The organism is Claveliimonas sp., assembly GCF_037273965.1.
In the GTDB taxonomy this organism is placed as follows: Bacteria; Bacillota; Clostridia; order Lachnospirales; family Lachnospiraceae; genus Claveliimonas; species Claveliimonas bilis.
On the sequence record NZ_JAYAZJ010000050.1, the window covers coordinates 25,774 to 36,489 of the forward strand.

A 10,716-nucleotide genomic window follows, 5' to 3' on the forward strand; every position below is an offset into this window, starting at 1 on the left:
GTCCATAAATAGAGAGTTATAATATTGATAAATAATTAACAGGAACAACAAATTTTTATCAATCTTAAAAGGAGATGCGAAACATGAGCAGATTTTGTTTACCAAGAGATATTTATCATGGAAAAGGCAGTCTGGAGGAATTGAAAAACCTGAAAGGGAAAAAAGCCATCCTTGTTGTAGGCGGCGGATCTATGAAACGCCAGGGTTTTCTTGATAAGGCGGTTGATTATCTGAAAGAAGCAGGAATGGAAGTAGAGGTTTTTGAAGGTGTTGAGCCGGATCCTTCTGTAGAGACAGTTATGAAAGGTGCAGAAGTCATGAGAAGCTTTCAGCCGGACTGGATCGTGGCTATGGGCGGAGGTTCTCCAATTGATGCAGCAAAGGCAATGTGGGCATTTTATGAATATCCGGATACATCCTTTGAAGACTTGTGTACACCGTTTAATTTCCCGGAACTTCGTCAAAAGGCAAAGTTTGCTGCAATTCCATCCACATCGGGAACAGCTACAGAAGTTACGGCTTTCTCTGTTATTACAAATTACCAGACAGGTGTAAAATATCCGCTTGCAGATTTTAACATTACACCGGATGTAGCTATCGTTGATCCTGATCTTGTAGCGGCACTTCCTGTAAAACAGGTGGCTTATACGGGTATGGACGCTTTGACACATGCAATTGAAGCGTATGTATCTACCCTGAACGGACCATTTACAGATCCACTTGCTTTGCAGGCGATAGAGATGGTACTGGATTATCTGCCGGCATCCTATAACTGCAACATGGAGGCAAGAGAGCAGATGCATTATGCACAGTGTCTGGCTGGAATGGCGTTTTCCAATGCACTGCTTGGTATTGTTCATTCTATGGCTCATAAAACAGGTGCAGCATTTTCAACCGGACATATTCCACATGGATGTGCCAATGCCATCTACCTGCCATATGTCATTAAGTACAATGCAAAAGATCCGGTTGCTGCAAAACGTTACGCAGAGATCGCCCGCCGCATGGGACTGGATGGAACATCTGAAAAAGCACTTATTAACAGCCTCTGTGAAAAGATTGATGAATTTAATGTTAAATTGAATATTCCAAAGACATTGAAAGAATTTGGAATTGATGAAAATGAATTTAAAGAAAAGGTGGCCAAAATTGCGGAACTGGCAGTCGGTGATGCATGTACAGGCTCCAATCCACGTTCTATCGATCCGGCTACAATGGAAAAACTGCTCACATGTACATATTACGGTGTAGAAGTTGATTTCTAAAAGCCGATAAAACATGAGGCAGGCGCTTGAGAAGGCACCTGCCTCATGTTTTGCAGTACTGAAAAAGCAGATGGATATGTATGACTCTTCAATAGGTACTGATTATCTTTTTGTAAATTTAGGGAAAATATTGATATTTGTTCACAATTGCATTATTATAAAATAAGTATGAATATTTAGGAGGAAGCGAGATGTACAAGATAGTAAAGGCTGAAAAACTGGCTGACAAGATTTATCTTATGGACGTGGAAGCGCCTCGTGTTGCAAGACACTGTGAGCCGGGGCAGTTTGTAATTGTAAAAATAGATGAGAAAGGGGAAAGGATTCCTCTTACCATCTGCGATTATGACAGAGAAGCAGGCACGATCACAATTGTATTCCAGTCAGTAGGAGCTTCAACAGAAAAGATGACAAATCTGAAAGAAGGCGATGCATTCCGTGATTTTACCGGACCGCTTGGATGTCCTTCAGAGTTTGTCCACGAAGATCTGGATTCGCTGAAAAATAAAAAGATGCTGTTTGTTGCAGGCGGTGTCGGAGCAGCTCCGGTATATCCCCAGGTAAAATGGCTGAAAGAGCATGGAATAGATGCTGATGTTATTGTGGGAGCAAAGACAAAGGATATGTTGATCCTTGAAGAGGAGATGAAAGCAGTTTCCGGAAATTATTATCCCTGCACAGATGACGGTTCCTATGGACATTCTGGTATGGTGACAACCATGGTAGAAGAACTGGTAAATGAAGGAAAGAAATATGACGTCTGTGTAGCTATCGGGCCTATGATCATGATGAAATTTGTCTGTCTGCTGACAAAGAAACTGGAGATTCCAACAATCGTCAGCATGAACCCGATCATGGTAGACGGTACCGGAATGTGCGGAGCCTGCCGCCTTCATGTTGGAGATGAAATTAAATTTGCCTGTGTAGACGGACCGGAGTTTGACGGACATCTGGTAAACTTCGATGAAGCGATGAAGAGACAACAGATGTATAAGACACAGGAAGGAAGAGCATTACTTAAATTACAGGAAGGCGATACCCACCATGGTGGATGTGGCCACTGCGGAGGTGATAACTAATGGCTGATATGTTAAAAAGAGTTCCTGTCAGAGAACAGGACGCAAAAGTAAGAGCGACAAATTTTGAAGAAGTATGTTATGGCTATAATAAAGAGGAAGCTATGGAGGAAGCAGCACGCTGCCTGAACTGCAAGAATGCAAAATGTATCCAGGGATGTCCGGTTTCCATTAATATTCCGGGATTTATTTCAAAAGTAAAAGAAGGAGACATTGAAGGCGCGTATGAAGTGATCGGAGAGTCTTCTGCCCTCCCGGCTATCTGCGGTCGTGTATGTCCGCAGGAGTCACAGTGTGAGTGCAAATGTATTCGGGGAATTAAAGGGGAGCCGGTTTCTATCGGTAAACTGGAAAGATTTGTTGCAGATTATGCTCTGGAAAACGATATTAAACCGAAAAAGGCAGAAAAGCTGAACGGGCACAAGGTCGCAGTTATCGGTTCCGGCCCATCCGGACTTACCTGTGCAGGGGACCTGGCAAAGCTTGGCTACGATGTAACGGTATTTGAGGCTCTTCATGAGCTTGGCGGCGTTTTGGTATATGGTATTCCCGAATTTCGTCTTCCGAAGGAAAAAGTTGTAAAAAAGGAGATTGAAAAGGTAAAAGAGCTGGGTGTGAAATTTGAGACAAACGTTGTGATCGGAAAGTCAACAACGATCGACCAGCTGATGGAAGAAGAAAATTTCGAGGCTGTCTTTATCGGGTCAGGAGCAGGCCTTCCTATGTTTATGGGCATTCCGGGAGAAACAGCAAACGGCGTATTTTCAGCCAATGAATATCTGACAAGAAGCAACTTAATGAAGGCATTTGATGATTCTTACGATACACCGATCGCTGCAGGTAAGAAAGTAGCAGTCATCGGAGGCGGAAACGTTGCTATGGATGCTGCAAGAACAGCACTTCGTCTCGGCGCTGAAGTACATATCGTGTACCGTCGAAGCGAAGCAGAGCTTCCGGCTCGAGTGGAAGAAGTTCATCATGCAAAAGAAGAAGGAGTTATTTTTGATCTTCTGACAAATCCGAAGGAAATCCTTGTGGATGAAAACGGATGGGTAAAAGGCATGAAAGTGATCAAGATGGAACTGGGAGAGCCAGACGCATCCGGAAGACGCCGTCCGGTAGAAATCCCTGGATCAGAGTATGAGATTGAAGTAGATACAGTTATCATGTCACTGGGTACTTCGCCAAATCCGTTGATTGCTTCCACGACAAAAGGTCTGGAAACCAACAGAAGAAAATGTATCGTTGCAGAAGAAGAAAACGGACAGACTTCCAAGGCATGTGTATTTGCCGGAGGAGATGCCGTAACAGGAGCAGCGACTGTTATCCTTGCTATGGGAGCCGGAAAAGCTGGAGCAAAAGGAATCCATGAACTGCTGTCACAGAAATAGACAAGATAAACTATGCAGGAAGATCCATCAAAAGATCTTCCTGTTTTTCTCTGTACGTAAGAGCTGTTCTTACATGCAGACATAATGAAAGTACGAGTATGAAAATGCCAAAATGAAGGAGAAAAGTCCGGATGAAAATAACTATCATTTCCGTTGGAAAGATAAAAGAGAAATACCTAAAGGATGCTATTGCAGAGTACGCGAAGAGATTGGGAAAATATTGCAGACTGGAAATTATAGAAGTAGCTGATGAGAAGACGCCGGATCAGGCCAGTGAAACAGTAGAGGAAGGAATACGGGCGAAAGAAGCAGAGAGGATCTTGAAAAATATCAAAGATGATATGTATGTGATCACACTGGAAATCCAAGGGAAAATGCTGACATCAGAAGAGCTGGCGGACAAGATTGAGACGCTTGGCATCCAGGGGAAGAGCAGCATTGCTTTTGTGATCGGCGGCTCCATCGGCCTTGGTAAGGCAGTATCGGACCGTTCTGATTTTGCTTTAAGCTTTTCCAGAATGACTTTTCCGCATCAGCTGATGAGGGTAATCCTATTGGAACAGATATACAGAGGATTCAGGATCATAAATGGGGAGCCGTATCATAAATAAATGCGTTTTTTTCGCATTTGGGTGTGATATGGTGTGAAGTAATAAATCATAGGAAGTACTTGGAAAGGGAGTGGACCAATAGTGTTTCACTCTTTTTTCGTAGGATTGAGAAATGAAATGACAGGGAAATAAACGAATGGTATAATGAAGAAAAATTGGTCGGATGATCGGAATTGGTATGGGAGATGAGCTTGTGAAAAAATTAGGTGAAGACACTGAAAAAATAATGTCGGAACGATTTGGAAAAGATACCATTATTGCATTGGCAACAGTAGAAAATGAGGTGCCTTTTGTACGTTATGTAAATGCTTATTATGAGAATGGTGCATTTTATATTATTACATATGCACTTTCAAATAAAATGAGGCATATGGAAAGCAACTCTACTGTTGCAATAGCTGGTGAATGGTTCACGGCACATGGAAAGAGTATAAATTTGGGATATTTCGGGAAAGAGGAAAATTATCGGATTGCCGAGAAATTAAAAAAAGTATTTTCTGAGTGGATCGACAATGGACATAATAATTTTGATGATGAGAATACTATAATTTTATGTGTAGAATTAACCGATGGACTGTTACTTTCACATGGAACAAGATATGAGTTTTAGTTTTCAGTTTCTGGTTTGTATGACAAATCCTAATTGAAAATATTCTCAATGGGATATAATATAAACAATAAGTATCGTATAAGAAGCAGGGAGGAATGATAGTATGATGTATCCTTTTATGACATTAAATGATGAAACGGAAATTGTTCATTCTGATATGCAGGATGATGGAAGAGTAAAAGTGTATATCGAAAGACCGGATGAACAATATGGATTTAAACATGCTACATGCTGGCTTCCCAATTACACATGGGAAGATATTTACCATTTTTCGGAAGAAGAGGTTAAACAATTTGAAGAGATAATAAGATCAACCGCTCATCTTATTATTGAATTTTCTCAGGAAGGGGGCTTTGAAAATGCCTCAAATCTTTAGAATGGGGGAATATTGGATTTATTTCTGGACAAATGAGAATAAACCTGTTGAACCAATTCACGTACATATCGCCAAAGGAAAGCCTTCCGAAAATGCAACAAAGGTATGGATTACCAGCGCAGGAAAATGTCTGCTCTGCAATAATAATTCAAGAATTCCTTCACATACGTTGCGCAATATTATGAGAATGATCGAGGCGCGTAGTGCTGATATTATTCAGAAGTGGTTTGCATATTTTGGAGAGATAAGTTATTATTGTTGATTTTTATTGGACCGCACTAGGATACGTTATGGAGAGCCGTATCATAAATAAATGCGGTTTTTTCTCACTTGGATATGTTATGGACAACCATATCACAAATAAATGAGGTTTTTTCGCATTTGGGTGCGATGTGGTGTAAGGGAATAAAGCACGTAAAGTATTTGGAAAGAGAGCGGATCGTTGATGTTCCGCTCTCTTTTTGCATATGCAAGAAAGAAAATGACAGGGAAATAAACGAATGTTATAATGAAGTAAAAGGTTTAATAAATTGGAAGTTGTGGAGGTGACATGTATGAATATTGCCCAAAATATTAAACATTCGTTTACTAAAAATAAGAAATACATTTTAATGGGTGGAACTATTGTGCTTTCAATTGTTGGAGCAAGTGTAGGATATGTTGTATTTAAAAATAATAGAGTTTCTTTTTCTGATTGGCTAAAATTAGCATCGAAAGAAGAGCTAGAAGAAATCTACGAAAAAATGCGTTTGAATTTCTGCAAAACTGGAATAAAACAATCTGGTATGGAACAAATAAGCCATGAATTGGGAGTTAGAGGAGCAAAAGAATGGTTTGAGAAACATCCACCAAACACAGATCCAAATTTCAGATGGACTGATGCAAATAGATGGGATTAAGATATAAAAACTAATCCTAAGTAGTAGAGCAGAAAATTGAAAGTTATAAAGGAGATACAATCATGAGTAAGGCATACGATTTTTTGAAAGAATGTGGATATTTTTATGTTTTAACGACAAATGGCGATTACCCTGCTGGTAGACCATTTGGTGTTGTAATGGAGCATGATGATAAATTATATATTTCAACAAACAATAGAAATCAAGCGCACAAACAACTAAGAGAAAATGGAAATATTCAAATATTAGCCAAAAAAGAAGGAACGAGAGAATGGTTAAGAATTACAGGTAAGGCAACGGAATGTGTTGACATTAACATGAAGCAGAAGATGTTAGAAGAATGTCCTATTCTTTCTAACCACTTTTCATCAGTACAAGAGGAAAAATATTTGCTTTTTCAAGTAGAAGTATTAGAAACTGAATTTCACTAACAAATCCTAATCTGCAAAGGAGTAAAAAGTATATGATTTTATATCACGGAAGCAATGTTATAGTCCAGGAACCGCAGATCTTGGAAAATGGTTTTTACAAAGATTTCGGCTACGGATTTTATTGTACAATTTTAGAAAAGCAGGCGAAACGCTGGGCTTTGACAAAACGTAGAAGGCATATTGTAAATTTTTATGAATATTCACCCGATAAGAGCCTGAATATTAAAAAGTTTAGTGAGATGACAGAGGAATGGTTACAGTTTGTTGTAAACTGCCGGCTTGGCTTAAAACATGATTATGATGTTGTCGAGGGCCCAATGGCGGATGATACAATCTGGGATTATGTTGAGGATTATATGGCTGAACGAATTTCGAAAGAGGCGTTCTGGGAACTGGTTAAGTTTAAGTATCCGACACATCAGATTGTATTCTGTACAGAGAAAGCATTACAGACTATCAAATTCGAAGGGAGTTATTCGCTATGACAAATAAATTTTTCCCGGAAGAGCAAATAACCGAGAATGATCTTTATTTTTTATGTTATATGATAGAACGTGTAGCAAGGAAATTACATCAGAAAAACAAATATATTGTTAATTCTATAGCGAAAGATGAGTGGGTGCGTCTGATCAGCCTGGCCAATGTACTTCACTGTGAGAATCCTCTGAAAATTGAAGATCAATGGATTGAAGAGTATAAGCTGGAAAAGGGAAATTTTGATATAACGGATGTGGATTTAGAACTGGTAGATGAGATTCCATCAGAAACACAGATGGGGAAAGTATATACAAGGCTGATTCTGTCAACGTTACAGCCAGAGGAGGATTATATTGATGGAATGATCCGGGTATACAATGATGAAATATGTGACACGCTTGACAATTACAACAGCAGTGCATATTATGAACCATCTTATGTGATAACAAGAGCTTACAATAATGGAGGATTTTAAAGAGTTGTCTCAAAAATTCTTGATAAAAATGTTTAAATGGATTCATTACTATGTTAAGAATACTAGCAAATTTGGCAATTTTGATTGGTAGCGATTGTCCTTATCAGAAAATATAATAGAGTTATCGAAAGAGGTAAGGAGGAAATGTAATGAGTTTGGGAAACAGTTTATTTCAAGCGAGAAAGAAATGTGGACTTTCACAGGAAGACGTAGCAGACAAACTTGGAGTCAGTAGACAAACAGTTTCAAAATGGGAAACCGATGAAACGGTTCCTGACATTCGCCAATCGAAAAAGATGGCGGTTCTTTATCATGTATCATTGGATGAACTGATTGACTTTGATATTGATTTCAAGGAAATTCAAGACGCTATTGCTAAAACAAGTGAGGAAGTCGAAGAAAAAATCAACTGGACAAATGCCTGGGGAAAAAAATACCCTATTCTTCTTCAATATCAGGCAAATGTAAACATTCCTAATTATGCCCATAGAATCAACGTGATGTTAGACGAATTAAAGCAGGAATACAATTTCAGTGAGCAGGATGCGATGCTGGTTCTAAAAGATATTTTATATAATGTCTGGAAAAATCGCAAAAACAAATAAATTGCCTCAGAAGAACAAATTAAAGAGTAGATAACTGCACTTGGATACGTTATGGGGAACCGCGTCACGAGTAAGTGTGGTTTTTCGCATTTGGATATGATATGGTGGGAAGTAATGAATCATGAAGATCAGCAGGACTTGATTTTGCACACATCGTGTTAGTTGTTTATATGCCAATTTTTCATATCGTACCATTAGAAAACGTTGGATAGAGTTTAGAGAGAGTTTGGAAACAGGCAAATCCTAATTTGAAAATAACCTTAATGGGATATCTATAATCATCCAAAGACCTGGTAATCTGGAAGTTAAGGAGGTACATAACAATGAATAAAATGATTGCATATTGTGGACTGGATTGTGAACACTGCGATGCATATCTTGCAACAATGAATGACGATCAAGAATTGAGAAAAAAGACAGCAAAGCTATGGGCTGAATTGAATAATGTTGGAGCTATCCTGGAGAATAATCCATCTGCTTTGAAGAATTTGAAAGGATAAATCCTATCGAAGCTTACTGCCTGCGAAGGAGGACGTTGGAGATAAAAATACTGTCACCCGGTAAGAGCGGCAGTATTTGTTACTTTTTCAAAAATTCAGTTGGTGTAATCGCCGGAACTGAAGAACCAGCAAAGTCTTTAATATTCCTTGTGAGGATATAGCTTGCACCGTTTCGTTCTGCTACGGCATCCACAACTGCATCTTCGAAGTCCGGCATGGAACACATAAGTGCGGTATGAATATCTACACTCTGTACATCAGCAAAGGTGACAATCTGGGAAAGCTGTTCAATCCGTTCCTTCGCCTTTTGTGCGGACTGGAATGCCTTGCGGAGCATATAGAAAATATCTGTGGCGGCAGAAGTGGAAAGCAGACATTCTACATCGGTTTCAATAGCCTTGCGGAGCGCCTGGTAGGAATCGGTGAAGAATGATTCCCTTTTCTGGATAATATCCAGAATGACATTAGTATCAATCAGTATTCTCATTGTCTGGATAACCGCTCCTCTCGTATGGTATTTTTATCTATTGCCTTCTCATGCGGGACAATTCCTACGAGGTCATCCAGAAGCGCAAGCTTATTGACAGCGGGGCTTGTGAGGCGGGCGATACTTTTTCCGTTTTTGGTAATGAAAATATCTTGGGATTCTGCCATTTCCAGATATTTTCCGAGATTGTTTTTTAATTCAGTTGCAGTAATGATCATACGAATCCCTCCTTTGTTCGGGATATGTTTCTATATTGTTATTATACGCAAATCGAGCGAAAATATCAACAAAAAATTGTACGATATAAAACGTTCGAAAATAGTAGAAGATTATACTCTCTAAAAATCGAACGGTAAAATTGATGTTAAAAAGGAGTTTCGCGGGAAAAAACTGGCTTCGCTATTGGTACATAATTTGACTGTTGAAATATTGAAACAAGGGAAAATACCATTTTACAGTGTTTCAGTGACCAATATCGCATCACAGGCAGTTGCGATCCGAAGCGGTTATATGCCTTTATGGACGGATACATTTGGTGTTCGGGGGATTTAGTGATGGATTCCATTTTTTCAATAGCAGGAACAAAAATTAAAATCTGGATTTGAGAGGTGTTTTATGAAACGAGAGTTAGGAATTGCCCGCTGTGGCCTTGCCTGTTGTTTGTGCTCAGAAAATGAGACGTGTTCTGGCTGTGATTCGGGCGAATGTCCGGATAAGAATTGGTGTGAAAACAGGAAATGTTCAATTTCTAAAAGAATTGAGCATTGTTATGAATGCAAGGATACATGCACAAAAGGCTTATTAAGTAAAATAAAACCGTATGCTTTTACAGAATTTGCCAGAAGATATGGTGAGGATTACCTTTTGGACTGCCTTGAAAGAAATGAGAAGAAAGGAGTGATTTATCATCGTGAAGGCATAAATGGTGATTATGATGATTTCGATGACGTGGATGCACTGATAGAATATATAAAAACCGGATATAGATAAATTTGGGGATTTGGAGGAACTGTTCAGTTCCTCCTTATTTTATGTCTTAATGTTATCAGAACCTGAGTCCATTCTTTCTTCCGTGTTAAGAAAATTCCAATAATTGCAATAATAAAGATAATCGGTGCTATTCTGACAAACAACCATTCAAATGAGTGAAATGCCACTCCAAGAACAGCAGTTTCAGGGTTACTATAATCCCAACCTAAATAAGGACTATTTAATATTATAAAGCCTGCAAAAACCATTACTATGATTGTACATAATGAAATAAGCAGCCAACGAATAATTTTTCTTCTCATGTTTTTTCTCTGCGCCAGTTGCCAATTGATTGCTTCCAGTTTTTCGGAAAGAGCTTTTATGTTATCAACCTCTGTTTCAATAACAGTTTCTTCAAGCAACGTGCTCACAGGTGTTTCAAGCGCTTCTGATATGGAGATTAACATATCAGAATCAGGAAGCGACAATCCCGTTTCCCTTAGTTAAAGATATTGTTGGGTATCTCAAGATGTGTCATTCGATT

Annotated in this window: 18 protein-coding genes; 15 read left to right on the top strand and 3 right to left on the bottom strand. The window is 39.0% G+C overall.

The genetic code is table 11. The annotated features are described in order from the left end of the window. The first annotated feature begins 83 nt into the window (after positions 1–83). The 13 genes from WJ238_RS03500 (at position 84) to WJ238_RS03560 (ending at position 8,716) form a co-directional block, all read left to right on the top strand. A complete protein-coding gene (locus tag WJ238_RS03500) occupies positions 84–1,265 on the top strand; it encodes an iron-containing alcohol dehydrogenase (RefSeq protein WP_230106238.1) in 1,182 nt (393 codons plus the stop codon). A 191-nt stretch (positions 1,266–1,456) separates the two neighbouring features. After that, a complete protein-coding gene (locus WJ238_RS03505) occupies positions 1,457–2,344 on the top strand; it encodes a sulfide/dihydroorotate dehydrogenase-like FAD/NAD-binding protein (RefSeq protein WP_230106237.1) in 888 nt (295 codons plus the stop codon). After that, complete coding sequence (gene gltA / locus WJ238_RS03510) at positions 2,344–3,732, top strand: NADPH-dependent glutamate synthase (RefSeq protein ID WP_230106236.1); 1,389 nt, start codon at positions 2,344–2,346, stop codon at positions 3,730–3,732. Before WJ238_RS03505 ends, gltA begins: the two co-directional genes overlap by 1 nt. 131 nt (positions 3,733–3,863) lie before the next feature. Next, positions 3,864–4,343, top strand: a complete 480-nt coding sequence (gene rlmH / locus WJ238_RS03515) for a 23S rRNA (pseudouridine(1915)-N(3))-methyltransferase RlmH (protein WP_316268829.1) — start codon at positions 3,864–3,866, stop codon at positions 4,341–4,343. Positions 4,344–4,506: 163 nt separating this feature from the next. After that, a complete protein-coding gene (locus tag WJ238_RS03520; protein WP_524536986.1) occupies positions 4,507–4,953 on the top strand; it encodes a pyridoxamine 5'-phosphate oxidase family protein in 447 nt (148 codons plus the stop codon). Between the two features lie 103 nt (positions 4,954–5,056). Beyond that, a complete protein-coding gene (locus WJ238_RS03525) occupies positions 5,057–5,329 on the top strand; it encodes a hypothetical protein (protein ID WP_337606150.1) in 273 nt (90 codons plus the stop codon). Further along, a complete protein-coding gene (locus WJ238_RS03530) occupies positions 5,313–5,591 on the top strand; it encodes a DUF4160 domain-containing protein (RefSeq protein ID WP_337606162.1) in 279 nt (92 codons plus the stop codon). The genes WJ238_RS03525 and WJ238_RS03530 overlap by 17 nt, the downstream gene beginning before the upstream one ends. 292 nt (positions 5,592–5,883) lie before the next feature. Then, positions 5,884–6,228 (top strand): hypothetical protein, encoded by a 345-nt coding sequence (locus WJ238_RS03535; RefSeq protein ID WP_337606151.1) that lies wholly within the window; start codon positions 5,884–5,886, stop codon positions 6,226–6,228. A gap of 62 nt (positions 6,229–6,290) precedes the next feature. Then, entirely contained in the window at positions 6,291–6,659 is a 369-nt protein-coding gene (locus WJ238_RS03540; RefSeq protein ID WP_337606153.1) for a pyridoxamine 5'-phosphate oxidase family protein, read from the top strand. Positions 6,660–6,691: 32 nt separating this feature from the next. Next, the gene (locus WJ238_RS03545) at positions 6,692–7,144 is read left to right on the top strand and encodes a DUF3990 domain-containing protein (protein WP_256194300.1); all 453 of its coding nucleotides are present in this window, start codon (positions 6,692–6,694) and stop codon (positions 7,142–7,144) included. Positions 7,145–7,203: 59 nt separating this feature from the next. Next, positions 7,204–7,611, top strand: coding sequence for a hypothetical protein (locus WJ238_RS03550; protein WP_337606154.1), 408 nt, complete (start codon positions 7,204–7,206; stop codon positions 7,609–7,611). A gap of 149 nt (positions 7,612–7,760) precedes the next feature. After that, positions 7,761–8,216 carry a type II toxin-antitoxin system RelB family anti-toxin gene (gene relB, locus WJ238_RS03555; protein WP_337606156.1) on the top strand — a complete coding sequence of 152 codons (456 nt, stop codon included), beginning with the start codon at positions 7,761–7,763 and terminating at the stop codon, positions 8,214–8,216. Between the two features lie 323 nt (positions 8,217–8,539). After that, entirely contained in the window at positions 8,540–8,716 is a 177-nt protein-coding gene (locus WJ238_RS03560; RefSeq protein WP_337606157.1) for a DUF3795 domain-containing protein, read from the top strand. A gap of 79 nt (positions 8,717–8,795) precedes the next feature. Here WJ238_RS03560 and WJ238_RS03565 read toward each other — a convergent pair whose 3' ends face one another. Beyond that, the gene (locus WJ238_RS03565) at positions 8,796–9,203 is read right to left on the bottom strand and encodes a PIN domain-containing protein (RefSeq protein WP_337606158.1); all 408 of its coding nucleotides are present in this window, start codon (positions 9,201–9,203) and stop codon (positions 8,796–8,798) included. Beyond that, the gene (locus WJ238_RS03570; RefSeq protein ID WP_256194291.1) at positions 9,200–9,421 is read right to left on the bottom strand and encodes a type II toxin-antitoxin system Phd/YefM family antitoxin; all 222 of its coding nucleotides are present in this window, start codon (positions 9,419–9,421) and stop codon (positions 9,200–9,202) included. The genes WJ238_RS03565 and WJ238_RS03570 overlap by 4 nt, the downstream gene beginning before the upstream one ends. Before the next feature lie 139 nt (positions 9,422–9,560). Between WJ238_RS03570 and WJ238_RS11955 the strand changes: the two genes are divergently transcribed. After that, positions 9,561–9,755, top strand: a complete 195-nt coding sequence (locus WJ238_RS11955) for a GNAT family N-acetyltransferase (protein ID WP_507627977.1) — start codon at positions 9,561–9,563, stop codon at positions 9,753–9,755. A gap of 63 nt (positions 9,756–9,818) precedes the next feature. After that, the gene (locus WJ238_RS03575) at positions 9,819–10,193 is read left to right on the top strand and encodes a DUF3795 domain-containing protein (RefSeq protein WP_337606159.1); all 375 of its coding nucleotides are present in this window, start codon (positions 9,819–9,821) and stop codon (positions 10,191–10,193) included. 23 nt (positions 10,194–10,216) lie between these two features. On the opposite strand, the gene WJ238_RS03580 is transcribed toward WJ238_RS03575, so the two are convergent. Beyond that, entirely contained in the window at positions 10,217–10,639 is a 423-nt protein-coding gene (locus WJ238_RS03580) for an XRE family transcriptional regulator (RefSeq protein ID WP_337606160.1), read from the bottom strand. Positions 10,640–10,716: the final 77 nt, after the last annotated feature.